General features: G+C 68.2%; 15 protein-coding genes. 6 read left to right on the top strand and 9 right to left on the bottom strand.

Annotated features, from left to right (window positions below):
• Positions 1-11: 11 nt before the first annotated feature.
• From G3545_RS18145 to G3545_RS18130, 4 genes are all read left to right on the top strand, one after another.
• Positions 12-362: a DUF883 family protein gene (locus G3545_RS18145; RefSeq protein WP_170014669.1), complete on the top strand. Its 351-nt coding sequence runs from the start codon at positions 12-14 to the stop codon at positions 360-362.
• A complete protein-coding gene (locus G3545_RS18140) occupies positions 362-790 on the top strand; it encodes a phage holin family protein (RefSeq protein ID WP_170014668.1) in 429 nt (142 codons plus the stop codon). The genes G3545_RS18145 and G3545_RS18140 overlap by 1 nt, the downstream gene beginning before the upstream one ends.
• Positions 791-930: 140 nt before the next feature.
• The gene (locus tag G3545_RS18135; protein WP_246702469.1) at positions 931-2,694 is read left to right on the top strand and encodes a tetratricopeptide repeat protein; all 1,764 of its coding nucleotides are present in this window, start codon (positions 931-933) and stop codon (positions 2,692-2,694) included.
• 281 nt (positions 2,695-2,975) lie between these two features.
• Positions 2,976-5,618, top strand: a complete 2,643-nt coding sequence (locus G3545_RS18130; protein WP_170014667.1) for a DUF2339 domain-containing protein — start codon at positions 2,976-2,978, stop codon at positions 5,616-5,618.
• Between the two features lie 15 nt (positions 5,619-5,633).
• On the opposite strand, the gene G3545_RS18125 is transcribed toward G3545_RS18130, so the two are convergent.
• From G3545_RS18125 to G3545_RS18110, 4 genes are all read right to left on the bottom strand, one after another.
• Positions 5,634-6,059 carry a DoxX family protein gene (locus G3545_RS18125; RefSeq protein WP_170014666.1) on the bottom strand — a complete coding sequence of 142 codons (426 nt, stop codon included), beginning with the start codon at positions 6,057-6,059 and terminating at the stop codon, positions 5,634-5,636.
• A 313-nt stretch (positions 6,060-6,372) separates the two neighbouring features.
• On the bottom strand, positions 6,373-6,843 hold the full coding sequence (locus G3545_RS18120; protein ID WP_170014665.1) for a hypothetical protein: 471 nt from the start codon (positions 6,841-6,843) through the stop codon (positions 6,373-6,375).
• A 204-nt stretch (positions 6,844-7,047) separates the two neighbouring features.
• The gene (locus G3545_RS18115) at positions 7,048-8,289 is read right to left on the bottom strand and encodes an MFS transporter (protein WP_170014664.1); all 1,242 of its coding nucleotides are present in this window, start codon (positions 8,287-8,289) and stop codon (positions 7,048-7,050) included.
• A 143-nt stretch (positions 8,290-8,432) separates the two neighbouring features.
• Entirely contained in the window at positions 8,433-9,344 is a 912-nt protein-coding gene (locus tag G3545_RS18110) for a LysR family transcriptional regulator (RefSeq protein WP_170014663.1), read from the bottom strand.
• Positions 9,345-9,456: 112 nt separating this feature from the next.
• Between G3545_RS18110 and G3545_RS18105 the strand changes: the two genes are divergently transcribed.
• Positions 9,457-10,206 (top strand): SDR family oxidoreductase, encoded by a 750-nt coding sequence (locus G3545_RS18105; protein WP_170014662.1) that lies wholly within the window; start codon positions 9,457-9,459, stop codon positions 10,204-10,206.
• A gap of 128 nt (positions 10,207-10,334) precedes the next feature.
• On the opposite strand, the gene G3545_RS18100 is transcribed toward G3545_RS18105, so the two are convergent.
• The 5 genes from G3545_RS18100 to G3545_RS18080 form a co-directional block, all read right to left on the bottom strand.
• Positions 10,335-10,835: a c-type cytochrome gene (locus G3545_RS18100; RefSeq protein WP_170014661.1), complete on the bottom strand. Its 501-nt coding sequence runs from the start codon at positions 10,833-10,835 to the stop codon at positions 10,335-10,337.
• 146 nt (positions 10,836-10,981) lie between these two features.
• Positions 10,982-11,488: a tyrosine phosphatase family protein gene (locus tag G3545_RS18095; protein ID WP_170014660.1), complete on the bottom strand. Its 507-nt coding sequence runs from the start codon at positions 11,486-11,488 to the stop codon at positions 10,982-10,984.
• 154 nt (positions 11,489-11,642) lie between these two features.
• The gene (locus tag G3545_RS18090) at positions 11,643-12,269 is read right to left on the bottom strand and encodes an HD family hydrolase (protein ID WP_170014659.1); all 627 of its coding nucleotides are present in this window, start codon (positions 12,267-12,269) and stop codon (positions 11,643-11,645) included.
• Entirely contained in the window at positions 12,266-12,865 is a 600-nt protein-coding gene (locus tag G3545_RS18085; protein ID WP_170014658.1) for a DNA-3-methyladenine glycosylase I, read from the bottom strand. Before G3545_RS18085 ends, G3545_RS18090 begins: the two co-directional genes overlap by 4 nt.
• Positions 12,862-13,713 (bottom strand): folate-binding protein YgfZ, encoded by an 852-nt coding sequence (locus G3545_RS18080; protein ID WP_170014657.1) that lies wholly within the window; start codon positions 13,711-13,713, stop codon positions 12,862-12,864. Before G3545_RS18080 ends, G3545_RS18085 begins: the two co-directional genes overlap by 4 nt.
• Positions 13,714-13,794: 81 nt before the next feature.
• On the opposite strand from G3545_RS18080, the gene G3545_RS18075 reads away from it, so the two are divergent.
• Positions 13,795-15,132: a dihydroorotase gene (locus G3545_RS18075; protein WP_170014656.1), complete on the top strand. Its 1,338-nt coding sequence runs from the start codon at positions 13,795-13,797 to the stop codon at positions 15,130-15,132.
• The last annotated feature ends 57 nt before the right edge of the window (positions 15,133-15,189 follow it).

Raw genomic sequence — 15,189 nt, 5'->3', positions numbered from 1 at the left:
AGGAGCGACACATGGCCGAACCGAGCGCGCAGGATGATTTCGCCAAGCTGACCGCGGATCTCGCGACGCTACGTGCCGATGTCGCCAAGCTTGCCGAGACGCTCGCCGCCGTGGCACGCAGCGAAAGCGAGGCGATGGGTGCGGCGGTACGCGACCGGGTGCGGACACGTGCCGCGCAGGCCAGCGCCACCGCCACCGGACTGCTCGATGAAGGCGCCGCCGCGCTCGATGACGCCAAGGCCCGCGCCCAGTCGCTCGGCAATGACGTGACTGCGGCGATCGAGCGCAATCCGCTCGGCGCGGTCGCTGCCGCGCTCGGCATCGGTTTCCTGGTCGGGCTGCTGACCCGGGGTCGCGACTGATGTTCCATTTCCTGCTCGGCCTCGCCGGAGTCGAGCTGCGCGACACCGCTCGCCGCGCGGCGACGACGGCAATCCTGTTTGCGCTCGGCGCCTTGCTGCTGATGATTGCAGTGGTCGGAGTGCTGGCCGCGATCTTCTTCGCGCTGGCGGAGCGCTATGATCCCATAATCGCCGCCTTGCTGGTGGCGGCCATGGCGTTCGTCGTCGCGACCCTATTCCTCATCGTGGGCTATTTGCGGCTGAAGCGCCCGACGCGGCGCCGCGCTCTGCCGCTCGGCGGTCTTGTTCCGCCCGCGGCACCCCTGGCGGCGATGGCACCCGGCGCGGTGCCGCCACCCCGACCCAGGGCGCCGGTGAGCGGCAAGATTCTGGTGGGCGTCGCGGCCGGCGCCGCACTGCTCGGCCTTATTCTTGGCCGACGCATCTGACATCCTCCTGATTCTGGCGCTCCCCGAATCGTGCGCGCTGCACTGCACGCTCCTGCTGTGTCGCGTCCTTGCGGGCGCGTGGAAAAAGGCCCAATGTCGCGGGCCGGGTAGGGTGCAGGCCGCCGCTGGAGGTTTCGAATTTGACGTTTCGTCGTTTGCCGCTGCGGCGGCCCGCTGCCGCCGCGTTCGCCGCATTGCTGGCCTTTGGTGCCGGCGCTCCCGCCTTTGCCGAAGCGCCGCCCGCGAGCGTCATCGCCCGCACCTCGCCCGCCGGCAATTATCTCGCCGCCCGTCTTGCCGGAGCTGAGCGCGACACCGCCGCTGCCGCCGCCTATTATCGCGCGCTGGTGCGTGTGTTCCCGCGCAATGGCGAGATATTGGAGCGCGCCTTCCTGACGCTGCTCGCCGATGGCTCGATCGACGAAGCCGTGCCGCTGGCCAAGCGCATCGTCGAGATCGACCCCGAGCACCGGCTTTCCCGGCTGGTACTGGGCATCGCCGCGATCAAGGCGAAGAAATACACCACGGCCCGCAGCAATCTGCGTCGCGCCGGCCAGGGCGCCATCTCCGAGATGAGCGCCACGCTGCTGGTCGCGTGGACCCAGTTCGGCGCCGGCGACGCGAAGGGTGGCGTCGCCACCATCGACGCGCTGCAGGGCCCGGAATGGTACGCCGCCTTCAAGGATTTCCATGCCGGCCTGATCCTCGACGCCTCCGGCTCCCGCAAGGACGCCGGCAAGCGGCTGGAAGAGGCGCTGAAGATCGATTCGCGCACGCTGCGCGTGGTCGATGCCTATGCCCGCTGGGCCGCCCGCAACGGCGACAAGAAGCTCGCCATCGCCACCTATGAGCAGTTCGACAAGGTGTTGCCGAACGATCCGCTGGTGGAACGCTCCATTTCCGAGATCGAAGCCGGCAAGACGCTGCCGCCGCTCGCCGGCAACCCGTCGCAGGGCGCCGCGGAAGCGCTCTACGGCCTCGGCGCGGCCCTCGGCCGGCAGGGGGGCGAGGATCTGGCCTTGGTCTATCTCCAGCTCGCCCGCTGGCTCGACCCTTCGCACCCGCTTATCGAGATCACCCTCGCCGACCTCTTCGAGAACATGAAGAAGTATGACGAGGCCATCGCGCTGTTCCGCAGCGTGCCGGCGAACTCGCCCCTGAAGGCCAGCGCCGAGATCCAGCTCGGCCTTGCGCTGGAGCGCTCCGACCGCTTCGGGGAGGCCCGCACGGCGCTCGAAGCCGTGGTGGCAAAGAACCCGAAAGACCTCCAGGCGCTCTCCGCGCTTGGCGAGGTGCTGCGCGCCAACGAGAAATATGCCGAGGCCGCCGAGGTCTATACCAAGGCGATCAACCTGCTGCAGGCGCCGACCGCCTCGAACTGGGATCTCTTCTTCTCCCGCGGCACCTCCTATGAGCGCACCAAGCAGTGGGCGAAGTCCGAGGCCGACCTGAAGAAGGCGCTGGAGCTGCGCCCCGACACGCCGGCGGTGATGAATTATCTCGGCTATAGCTGGGTCGACCAGGGCGTGAATCTCGACGACGGCCTGGATCTGATCCGCAAGGCGGTGACGCTGCGCCCGGATGACGGCTACTACATCGACAGCCTCGGCTGGGCCTATTACCGGCTGAAGCGCTACGACGACGCGGTGCGCGAGCTTGAGCGCGCGGTCGAGCTGAAGCCGGACGAGGCGGTCATCAACGACCATCTCGGCGACGCCTACTGGCAGGTCGGCCGCCGGCTCGAGGCGCGGTTCAAGTGGAACCACGCCCGCGACATGAAGCCGGACGCCGTCGAACTCGCCAAGATCGAGCGCAAGATCGCTGTCGGCCTCGACGAGGCTGAGAAGACCACTCCCGAGCAGCCGGCCATGGCGCCGACCGCGCAGAAGCAGGACGGCGGCTGATCGCTGCCTACTCCCCGCGGCCGTCATCCCGGCCGCAGGCGAAGCCGGAGAGCCGGGATCGCGTGACGTTCGAGAACGATTCCGCGATCCCGGATATCGCCTGCGGCCATTCCGGCATGACGCTGTTGGAAGTGCGAGCCGGATAAAGGTTTGCTGAAGCCCTGCTTCAGCCGGCATTCAGCAATGCCACGGCATTGCTCGCTCGCAGGAGGGGCCGCCCGGCCCTGTCGGACCATCGTCCGGCGGGGTGCGCCGATGACGGGCATCGCGGCCGCTGACATATGGGCGAGTTTGCCAGTCTTCTACTGATCATAGCCTTCATACTGTTGTTCGGCGTGCGCCGCCGCGTGAAGCAGCTGGAAGCGCGCATCGCGCTGCTGGAGCGCGCGCAGACCGGCGAAGCGCTCGCCGAGGCCACGCCCGCCCCGGCGCCGATGCCGGTGGAAAAGCCGGCCGGGCTTTCTGTCTTCGCCCCCAAGGATGAAGAAGAGCCGGTCGTGGCACCTTCGCCCGTCTCGCCGCCTCCCGAAATCCCGCACGTCGAGCCGGTGCCCGCCGGTCCCGGCCGGCTGGCCGGCTTCGAGGAGCGTTTCGGTGCGCTCTGGACCGTCTGGCTGGGCGGCATCGCGCTCGCGCTCGGCGGCATCTTCCTGGTGCGCTACGCCATCGAGGCCGATCTCATCGGCCCTGGCGCCCGGCTATCGTTGGGCGGGCTGCTGGCCGCGGCCCTGGTCGGCGCCGGCGAGTGGCTGCGCCGCAAGGGCACCCCTGGCCTCGTCGCGCTACCTTTCGCCGATGTCCCGGCGATGCTGACCGCCGCCGGCACCTCGACCGCCTATGCCGTCATCTATGCCGCCTATGAGCTCTATGACCTGCTGCCGCCCGGCGTCGCCTTCCTGCTGCTGGGCGCGGTCGCCGTCGCCTCGATGGTGGCGGCGCTGCTGCACGGGCCGATGCTCGCCGCGCTCGGCCTCGTTGCCGCCGGCGTCGCGCCGCTGCTGGTCTCGACCGATGAGCCCAGCGCATGGGGCCTTGCGGTCTATATCGCCGTCGTCGCCGCCGCGGCGATCGGCGTCGCCCGCGCCCGGCTCTGGGCCTGGCTGGCGGCGCTGGCGATCGTGGGCACCATCCTGTGGGGCCTCGTCCTGCTGGTCCTGACCGATGGCTCCGGCGACGCCGCCGCGCCCGGCTTCCTTGCCGCCGCCCTGATGGCGTTGACCGGCGGTTTGCTGGTGCCCGGCCTGTTCCGTGGCCCTCCCGCGGGCGAAGCGCCGCGGCCGGACTGGGTCTCGGCGCTCGCCGTCGCCGGCGCGCTCGGCCTCGCTGCCTTGCTCACCGTTGCAGTCGACCAGTCGACGCCGTCGCTCATCCTGTTCGCCGTGCTCGCCTTTGCCGCGGTGGCCATGGCCTGGCGCGCGGAAGCGGCCAGCCACGCGCCGCTGATCCTCGCTCCGGCCAGTGCCTTCGTGCTCGCCGCCTGGGATGTGCTGGCGCAAGGCGGCACTACGGTGGCGCAGCCGGGCGCCATGGAAGGCGTCGTCGCCGGTCCGCCGGTGCTGGCACTCGGTGGCTTCATCGCCTTTGGTGTCGGCCTCGGCGCGCTGCTCGGCGTATCGGGCTTCCTCGGTGCCCGCCGCGCGGAACGCCTGCTGCCGGCGCTCGCCTGGAGCGCCGCCGCAGTGATCGGCCCGCTGCTGCTGCTGATCGCCGCCTATTGGCGGCTCACCGGCTTCGGCATCAGCTATGGCTCGGCTCTGGCCGCGCTGGCGCTCGCCGCGCTGGGCACGCTGGCCGTCGATCGCCTCGCCGGACGCGAAGGCCCGAGCGAGCACGCCGCCACGGTGTTCGCCGCCGGCAGCGTCGCAGCTCTGGCGCTCGGCATGACCATGGCGCTGGAGCGCGGCTGGCTCACCGTCGGTCTGGCGCTGGCGAGCCTTGGCATCGCCTGGATCGCGAGTGCACGGCCGCTGCCCGGGCTGCGTCAGCTCTCGGCGCTCGTCGGCATTGCCGTGCTTGGCCGGGTGATGTGGGACCCGACCATTGCCGGCGGCAATCCCGGCCCGACGCCGGTGTTCAACTGGCTGCTGTGGGGCTATGGCGTGCCGGCGCTCGCCTTCGCGGTGGCGGCATGGAAGCTGGGTGGAGCGGACTGGGCCCGGCGAACCCATGAGAGCCTCGCGCTCGTCTTCGCCGTGCTACTGGCGGTGACCGAGATCCGCCACGCCGTCCAGGGCAACCTGATCGGACCGGAACCCGGCCTTGCCGAGATCGGCGGCTATCTCTGTGTGGCGCTGGCTTATGCCATCGGCCTGGAGCGGCTGCGGCGGGTAAGCACCAGCCCGGTCTATGAGATCGGCTCGCTCGCCGTATTCGCGGGGGCCGTGCTGCTCGGTTTATCGGTGCTCGGCTTCGCCAATCCGGTGGCGACCGGCGACCTCATCGAGGGGCGGTTCGTCAATCTGCTGCTGCTGGCCTATGCCGCGCCGGCGCTGCTCGCCTTCGCCCTCAATCGGGTGACGCGCGAGACCCGCCCGCTTTGGCACTATCGGGCTTCAGGCGCGCTCGCCCTGGTGCTGGCGTTTGCCTATGTGACGCTGAGCGTGCGCCGGTCCTTCACCGGGCCGGACCTTGCTTCGGCCGATATTGGCGGCGGCGAGCTCTATGCCTATTCCGCGGTCTGGCTCGGCTTCGGCATCGCGCTGCTGGTTGCCGGCCTGTTGTCCGGCTCGCGCGAACTCAGGCTCGCCTCGGCCTGCATCGTGATGCTGACCATCCTCAAGGTGTTCCTGTGGGATATGTCGGATCTCGAGGGCGTGCTGCGGGCGCTGTCCTTCATCGGGCTCGGCTTGGTGCTGGTCGGCATTGGCTGGCTCTACCAGCACCTGCTGCTCAGGCCGTTAAACGCGGAAAGGGGGCAGCCTTAGGCTGCCCCCTCGGGATCACGCCGTGACGGGACGGCCGACGAACAGCAGAGGGCGTGAGCGCAGCGCGAAGGCGCCGTCGCCAAGCAGCCAGAGCGCGAAGGACGCGGCGATCAGGAAGGCGGGATATTCCCAGCCGCCGCCGGCGGTCGAGAACAGCCAGCCATTGGGGATGTGTACGCTCATCGCGCCGGCCATCACCGGGATCAGCAGCAGCGCGACATGGCGGGCATAGACGCCGAGCAGGATGAGGATGCCGCCGATGATCTCGGCAAGGACGACTGGCCAGGCGAGCGCCTCCGGCAGGCCCTGGCTGCCGAGGAAGCCGGCAAAGCCGGGCATGGTGAAGACGATGTACTTCAGCAGTGCGTGGGAGATCCACATGGCGCCGAGGGCGACGCGCAGGACGAAGATGCCGTAGGGAGCGGTGCGGGTGTCGAGCATGGCGGTTGTTCCAATGGCCGGTCTGGCGGTTGCGTTGATGTCCGGCCGATGGATCCGATGCGTGGGGCGCCATCTGCCGCTTGGGTAGGGGCAGAAATACCGGCGCCGGGTGCGCAATGCGATAGGGAAAGAAACCAAAGAAACCTTGCAGAAATGCAATCTATCAACGCGACCTCATCCTGAGGTGCTCGGGTGCAGCCCGAGCCTCGAAGGATGCTGAAGCAGAAGATGGCGCACCGAGGCGAGCATCCTTCGAGGCCCGGCTAACGCCGGGCACCTCAGGATGAGGTTCGTCCCATTGGAAGGGGACAGATCAGTTCGCGAAGTCGACCGATGCGGTCGTGGTCTCGGCCTTGCCGCGGCGCTGGGCCAGCTTGGCGCGGCCCGCGCCGCCGCGCTCGAAGGTGCACGACATCTTGTCGAAGCCGGCGAGGCTGCCGCGGAAGCTGGTTGCGCTGATCTTCTCGACCTCGAAGCACGGCTGGAAAGCGACGCCCTTCAGCTTGGCGCAGACCGCCGGGCCCTTGGTGAGCAGCGTGCCGGCGGGCAGCGTCACGTAACGCGTGTTGCCCTGGCCGCGAATCTGGACGGTGCCGGCGACCGAGCCGTCGGGAAGGATGCGGCCGGCGCCGACCGTGCCTTCATAGCATTTGTACGTGAAGGTGCGCCCCATGACGAAGCTCTTCGCAGCGTCGGGGGTCAGCGTCTCGGCCGAAGCCGGAGCGGTGATGGCGGCCACTGTCAGCGCGGCGCAAGCGGCAAGCAGAGCTGAGTTGCGGTGCATATCCAATCCCGTCGATCCCATAGCCTCTACGATGCGCTGCGAAAGGCCGCCCTTGTCAAGCAAAGCGCGGCTGTCCACCGGCCAAGGGCGGCATGCTGCCGCGGCCCTGTGGCCTCACTGCAACGCCCTCACCCATCGAAGCACCGCCATGGTGCGACACAGTTGGTTAACGGACGGGAAATGGAAAAAAGCCGCGGGCGGTATTCACGCCGCCTGCGGACGCGCCACCGGGCGCTCGACGATGGGCAGGTTGATCGCCGCCGAGGCGAAGCTCAGCGCCACCGCCAGCCACCAGACGAAGTCATAGGAGCCGAGCCGCTCATAGAGCAGGCCGCCGAGCCACACGCCGAGGAAGCCGCCGACCTGGTGGCTGAAGAAGGCAAAGCCATAGAGCATGGCGAGATAGCGGGTGCCGAACATCAGCATCACCAGGCCCGACGTCGGCGGCACGGTGGAGAGCCACAACAGGCCGAGCACGATGCCGAAGCCGATCGACGTGACTGGCGAGGCCGGCAGCAGCACGAAGGCGGCGATCGCGATACCGCGGGCGAAATAGATGGCGGCGAGCAGCCAGCGCTTCGGCATGCGCATCGACATCCACCCCGCCGAGAGCGAGCCGACCATATTGGCGAGCCCGATCACCGCCAGCGTCCAGCCGCCGACCGTCACCGACAGGCCGCGATCGGTGAGATAGGCGGGCAGGTGGGTGGTGACGAAGGCGAGCTGGAAGCCGCAGGTGAAGAAGCCCAGCACCAGAAGGATATAGCTCGGATGGCGGAGCGCCTCTCCGAGCGCCTCGCCGATCGACTGCTGTGGTCCATTGGCCCGCGAAGTGGCGGCCGCCGGATTGGCCAGCGCGAAGGCGAACGGCATCACCAGCAGCATGGCGATGCCGAATATGGTCAGGGTCTCCTGCCAGCCGATGGTACCGATCAGCCCCGCGGCCAGCGGCGGGAACAGGAACTGGCCGAACGAGCCGGCGGCAGTGCCGGCGCCGAAGGCGAGCGGACGCCAGCGCTCCGGCAGCAGCTTGCCGAAGGCGGCGAGCACGATGTTGAACGAGCAGCCGGAGAGCCCGAAGCCGACCATCACGCCGGCGGACAGATGCAGCGTTCCCGGCGTCGACGCGTAGGCCATCGCCACCAGCCCGAGCGCATAGAGCAGCGCGCCGACGCACAGCACCCGGACGATGCCGAAACGGTCCGCCACCGCGCCCGCGAACGGCGTGCCGACGCCCCAGAGCAGGTTCTGGATGGCAATGGCGAGCCCGAACGTATCACGGCCCCAGCCATATTCATGGGTCATCGGCAGCAGGAAGATGCCGGAGGAGGCCCGCGGCCCGAAGGTCAGCATGGCGATCATGCAGCCGCACAGCACCACGAAGAGCGGCGCGCGGGCGGCGAGGCTGGGGCGCGGGGCGGGAGCGGATGGGGCGCTTGCAGGCATCGTGACCTCAGGGTGCGGGCGGCGGTTCGACCGAACACTGGCCGGTAAGATGCGGACAGCTACCCGCATCCGCGAACCTATCGTTGCGACAGCACGAGGTGAAACGAATTTTCCTGCGGCTCATCATTCGCGCCGCTGATGGATCACGCGCAGTCGGGCACTTCCCAATAGGGCGGGTCGCCGAACGCGTCGCGCAGGCATTGGGCGAAGGCGCGCAGCTTGGTCGAAGGGTGCCTTCCCTCCGGATGGGCGACATAGATGGATTCCGGCTCCGCCGCGACGCCGATATCGATGATGGCGAGTTCGCCGGCGCGGATCGCCGGGCCGCAGATGAAGGTCGGCAGCAAGGCGATGCCGAGGCCGGCGACCGCGGCGTCGCGCATCATGTCGCCATTGTTCACCCTGAGCGACGCGCGCCCGCGCACGATGATGGTGGCGTCCGGCCCCTGGAAGCGCCAGTCGGCGGCGCCGCGATTGGTGTAGAAGATGCCGGCATGGGCATCCAGCTCTCCGATCTCCTCGGGCGTGCCGTGGCGTTCCAGATAGGCCGGCGCGGCGACCAGCAGCCGGCGCGAGGGCGCAAGGCGCCACGCCGTCAGCCGCGAATCCTGGATCGGTCCGTGCCTCACCACTGCATCATAGCCATCCGCCGCGGCATCGATGCGCCGGTCGTCGAGGTCGAGCGAGAGCTCGACGCGCGGATGCCGGGCGAGGAAGGGGTAGAGCGCCGGGCCGAGATGCAGGCGTCCGAAGGTGACCGGCGCGGAGATGCGCAACGGCCCCGACAGCGTGCCGCGCCGCTCGGTCATCTCGGCCGAGGCTTCCTCGACATCGCGCACGATGCGCGCCGCGCGCTCGAGAAACGCGGCGCCGTCCTCGGTGAGCGTCAGCTTGCGGGTGGTGCGATGGACGAGGCTCGCGCCCAGGCTGCGTTCCAGCTCGGCCAGCCGCTCGCTGACCACGGATTTCGAAAGTCGCAGCCGCCGCGCCGCTTCGCTGATCGAGCCGCCTTCAGTGATGGCGACGAAAGCTGCGATACCGTCGAGCTTCATCATTGTTCGGAAGTCCCGGATAGCAGTTCCGCTATCTCAAGGCTAATCCGCACGAAGCGGCAGCGCCATACTTCCCGGCATGCAAGATCGCAATGCCAATCATGGAGTACTCATCGTGGATAGGCTCAAGGGCAAAAGGACCCTCATCACCGGCGGTACCAGCGGCATCGGCCTGGAAACCGCGCGGCAGTTTCTCATCGAGGGCGCTCGCGTGGCTGTCACCGGCACCAATCCCGATACCATCGCCAGCGCCCGCGCCGAATTGGGGAGCGACGTACTGGTGATCCAGGCGGATGCCGGCGACGTCGCCGCGCAGGCCCATATTGCCGGCGAAGTCGGCAGGGCGTTCGGTGGGCTTGATGCGGTATTCGTCAATGCCGGCATTGCCGCACTCAAGCCGATCGAGCAATGGAACGAGGCCGATTACGATCGCTCCTTCGCCATCAATGTGAAGGGCCCGTTCTTCCTGGTGCAGGCGCTGCTGCCGCTGCTTGCCAATCCGTCCTCGATCGTGCTGAACACCTCGATCAACGCCCGCATCGGCATGCCGAATTCGAGCGTCTATGCAGCGTCGAAGGGTGCGCTCTCCACCTTCATCCGCACGCTGTCCGGCGAACTGATCGGGCGCGGCATCCGCGTCAATGCAGTCAGCCCCGGCCCGATCGCGACGCCGCTCTATTCCAAGTTCGGCATGAGCGAGGAGCAGGCGAAGGCGACCGCCGCGGCCATCAAGAGCCAGATCCCTGCCGGGCGCTTCGGCGAGCCGAGCGAAGTGGCGAAGGCGGTGGTGTTCCTCGCCTCGGACGAGTCGGCCTTTACCGTCGGCAGCGAGCTCGTCATCGACGGCGGCATGAGCAATCTGTGAGTCTCAGGCCCATGAACGTCATCCCGGACGCGCCAAAGGCGCGAGCCGGGATCGCGGGAAGATACTGGCGCGCGATCCCGGCTCTTCGCCCTGCGGGCTACGGCCGGGATGACGACTTCATGGATAGCTCAGGGCATCACCACCGTCATGTAGGGCGCGGTCGCCTTGCCCTGGGCGCCGACCATGGCCGGGGCCTGGTGGGAGATCGGCTTCAGGCTCTTGAGATAGGTGGCAAGGGCGCTGGCATCGGCGTTATTCAGCTTGCCATAGCTGTGATACGGCATCACCGGCACCAGCATGCGCCCGTCCGGCCGCTCGCCGGTGCGCACCGCCTTGATGATGTCCGCCTCGCTCCATTTGCCGAGGCCGGTCTCATTGTCCGGGGTGAGGTTCGGCGGATAGAAGATGCCGAGGCCGGGGATCTGGAAGCCGACCGTCGAGCCGGCGACGTACATCGCCGGATCCGGCTTGCCGATCAGCGCGCCGGTGGTGTGGCAACCGCCGCAGTCCATGATGTTGGCGAGATATTCGCCGCGCTTCACCTTGGCGGCATCGGCATCGGCGGCGGCGAGCGGCGAGGCCGCGAGGCTGAGCGCAAGGGTTGCGCAGGCAAGAAGCAGTGTCCGCATGATGGGAACTTTCCGAAACAGGTTCCGACCCTGATCAGGGAGCGTGCGCAGATAGCGCGCCGAACCTGTACGATTCCTGTACGGACTGGAATCGTTCTCAGAAGACTTTCGAAAAGATTCTCAGGCGACGCGTACCCGGCCTCGGCTCAGCCGAACGTCAGCTCGAACGGCACGCCCTCGAAGGCCAGGTGCCCGGTGCCGATCGCAGCGATGGCGGCATTCATCCGGCCGCGGCGTCCCAGCGCGTTGTCGGCAAGCGAGACCAGCAGCGCGTTCGGCGTGGCGCTCGGCGAGGCGGCACGCAGCCGCTGCGCGATCTCCAGCTCGGAGGCGTCGGGGTTGAGCGCGCAGGCGGCGATGTAGGCGCTCGCGGTGGAACGGCTGATGCCGGCATAGCAATGCACCACCAAAGGCGCCTGCCGCGGCCAGCGCCGCACGAAGCCGAGAATGCCCGCCACATGCTCGGCGGCGGGGTGGATCAGGCCGTCCTGCGGCGCGGTGATGTCGTTGATGCCGACGAACAGATGGTCCTGCGGCAGGATCGCCGCCGGGCGCACCACCTCGGTGCCGAGATTGATGACGCTGAGCAGATGCCGCGCGCCGGTCGCCTCGACCGTCGCCTCGATCTTGGAGAGCGGACAGACATGGATCATGGCGTATCTCCTTTGGGCATCCTTCGAGGCTCGCTACGCTCGCACCTCAGGATGACGTTGTTCTTATTGGACCAGTTCTTATTGGATCAGGAGCGACCTACGTCATGCTGAGGTGCCGGCCGCAGGCCAGCCTCGAAGCACGCAGGCGCCTTCCTCACGGACACAGCTCCCGGAACCGGGCGAGAAAGCGGCCGGAGGCTTCGTCCGCGCTCCAGGGAGCAAGATGGTCGCGCTCGGCGGCGGCTTCCAGCGGGAGGGGCTGGCCGAAGAATTTCTTCGCCTCGTTAATCTCGAAGCCGGCGAGCCGGGTCGCCTCCAGGAAGGCGCTGGCGCGATCCGCCGCCTTGACCAGCTTGACCAGCTCCGCAGGCCACACCGGCGGCAGGCCGAAGCGCAGGCTCACCGCGGCCAGCAGGCGGGCCTCGACTACCTTGTAGTCGCCGCCCAGCACCGCCTTGAACGGGCTGATCATGTCGCCGATCACATATTCCGGGGCGTCGTGCAGCAGCATGGCGAGCCGCCAGCGGCGGTCGAGATCGACGCCGCGGATCTGCGCCTGCCGCTTGGCGATGAACTCCACCAGCACCGAATGCTGCGCCACCGAGAACACGTTCGGCCCGCTGGTCTGGCCGTTCCAGCGCGCGACGCGGGCAAGGCCATGGGCGATGTCCTCGATCTCGATGTCGAGCGGCGAGGGGTCGAGCAGATCGAGCCGGCGGCCGGACAGCATCCGTTGCCAGGCGCGCGCATGCCCGCGCACAGGCGTCACCCGGAAAGTCATTTGCCGGCCCCGGCATATTTGCCGTGGCGGTGGCAGTCGACGACATGGTCGTCCACCATGCCGACCGCCTGCATGAAGGCGTAGACGATGGTCGGGCCGACGAAATTGAAGCCGCGCGTCTTCAGCTCCTTCGACATGGCGACGGCGCTCGGCGAGGTGACGCGCGGTGGATCGCCCTCGGCCACGCGATTATCGACCGGCGCGCCGCCATTGATGTCCCACAGCAGCTTCGAGAAGCCGGGGCCCTTCTCCATGATGTCGAGAAAGACCTGCGCCGAGCGCACCGTCGAGACCACCTTGGAGCGGTTGCGCACGATGCCGGGGTCCTGCATCAGCGCCTCGACCTTGTCGGGGCCGTAGCGCGCGATCACTTCCGGCTCGAAGCCGTCAAAGGCGCGGCGGAAATTGTCCCGCTTGCGCAATATGGTGATCCAGGCGAGCCCGGCCTGGAAGCCGTCGAGGATCAGCTTCTCGAACAGCGCCCGGTCGTCATACTCCGGCACGCCCCATTCCTCGTCATGATAGGCGACATAGAGCGGATCGGTGCCGCACCAGGCGCAGCGCGTCACGCCGTCTTCATGCCGATGAAACTTCACGCCGCGCTCTCCGTGCCGGGGATGACGAAATCGGCCCAGTCGAGGGGCTCCGGCACCAGCGCGGCGCCGTCCGCCTCGATGGCGTGGCCGGCGGCCCGGGCATCGGCAATGCGGTCGAGCCGCACCAGCCCGAGCGCGCGGCCATCGACGCCCGATCCCACGCGGCCCATGATCTTGCCACCCGAAATGATCTCGGTGCCCGGCGGCGGCGGCGCGCCGCACACCGCGAACGGGATGATGCGGGTGCGCGCCGTGCCGCGATGCTGCATGCGGCTGACGATCTCCTGGCCGACGTAGCAGCCTTTGGCGAAGTCGATGCCGTGAAGCTGGTCCATGTCCGCCTCGTGCGGGAAGGCGTCGCCATAGAGGAAGTCCTGCCCGCCCTCCGGCACGCCGAGCTTCACGCGGTGCGCCTGCCATTCGGCCTCCGGCACCATCACGATATGAGCGGCCTCGGCGGCCGGGAGGACGAAGCGGCGCCCAAGCGCCGACAGCCGCGGATCGTCATAGGCGAAGGTGTCGACCAGCGGCTCCGCCCCGCCCCAGGCGACAGCGATGGCGAGATCGTCCAGCGTGCCGAGCTCGACCTTGGCGCGCAGCTTGTAGAGCCGCAGCCGCTTCATCAGCTCGGGTACGGTGCCGCGCGCCACATCGAGCCGGAAGCCGCCCTCGGTGGCGACCACGATCATGTCGGCGACGATCTTGCCCTGCGGCGTCAGCAACGCGGAATAACGCGCCTCGCCGGGGAGGGCGGGCACGTTCGAGGTGAGGAGATTGTCGAGGAAGTGCGTGGCGTCCGGCCCGGCGACCCGAGCCACCGCCCGTCCTTCGAGAATCGCGATCGGCATAAGCTCATCCTTGCCAGTCCGTGTGCCGAGACGTAAAGCGCAGAGGCCTTGGCCGCAAGGCATCAAGCGCGTGGGGGAGCCATGTCCGATACCTTCGACCTCGTCCTCAAGGGCGGCATTGTGGTGAACCAGGACGGCGAGGGCGCCCGCGACGTCGGCGTCATCGACGGCCGCATCGCCGGCATCGGCTCCTTCGGGCGTGAGCAGGCGGGCGAGGTGATCGACTGCACCGGCCTGCACATATTGCCCGGCGTCATCGACACCCAGGTGCATTTCCGCGAGCCGGGGCTCGAGCACAAGGAAGACCTCGAATCGGGTTCGCGCGCCGCGGTGATGGGCGGGGTGACGGCAGTGTTCGAGATGCCGAACACCAATCCGCTCACCACCTCCGGCGACGCGCTTGCCGACAAGGTGAAGCGCGCGACCGGCCGCATGCATTGCGACTTCGCCTTCTTTGTCGGCGGCACGCACGACAATGTGAAGGACCTGCCCGAGCTGGAAATGCTGCCCGGCGCCGCCGGCATCAAGGTGTTCATCGGCTCCTCCACCGGCTCGCTGCTGGTGGCCGACGATCCCGGGGTGAAGGCGATATTGCAGGTGATCCGTCGTCGGGCCTCGTTCCATTGCGAGCACGAGCCGCGGCTCGATGAGCGCCGCGGCCTGCGGGTGCCTGGGGACGCCTCCTCGCACCCGGTGTGGCGCGACGAGGTCGCGGCGCTCACCGCGACGCATCGGCTGGTGAGCCTGGCCAAGGAGGTCGGCAAGCGCGTCCACGTGCTGCACGTCACCTCTGCCGAGGAGATGGAATATCTGCGCAACGTCAAGGATGTGGCGACGGTGGAAGTCACCCCGCACCATCTCACCATGGATGCATCCTGGTACCAACGCCTCGGCACGCTGGTGCAGATGAACCCGCCGGTGCGCGAGGCGCGCCACCGTGACGCGATCTGGCGCGGGCTGGCTGAGGGCGTCGTCGACGTGCTCGGCTCCGACCATGCGCCGCACACGCTGGAAGAAAAGCAGAAGCCCTATCCCGACAGCCCCTCCGGCATGACGGGGGTGCAGACGCTGGTCCCGATCATGCTCGATCACGTGGCGGCGGGACGGTTGTCGCTGGCGCGCTTCGTCGATTTGTCGAGCGCGGGGCCGGCGCGCATCTTCAACATCGCTACCAAGGGCCGGATCGCCGTCGGCTATGACGCCGACTTCACCGTGGTCGACCTGAAGCGCCGCGAGACCATCCGCAACGAGTGGATCGCCTCCAAGGCGGGCTGGACGCCTTATGACGGGGTGGAAGTCACCGGCTGGCCGGTTGGTACCTTTGTGCGTGGCCAGAAGGTGATGTGGCAGGGCGAGCTGACGGCGCCGTCCAAGGGCACGCCGGTGCGCTTCATGGAGGCGCTTCAGCCGTCTTCGTAAACCACGTCATCCTGATTTCTTAACGACGTCATCCTGAGGTGCCCGGCGCTAGCCGGG

Origin of the sequence: Starkeya sp. ORNL1 (assembly GCF_012971745.1) — a bacterium.
Classification (GTDB): domain Bacteria; phylum Pseudomonadota; class Alphaproteobacteria; order Rhizobiales; family Xanthobacteraceae; genus Ancylobacter.
This window is presented reverse-complemented; position numbering and strand designations above follow the sequence as displayed.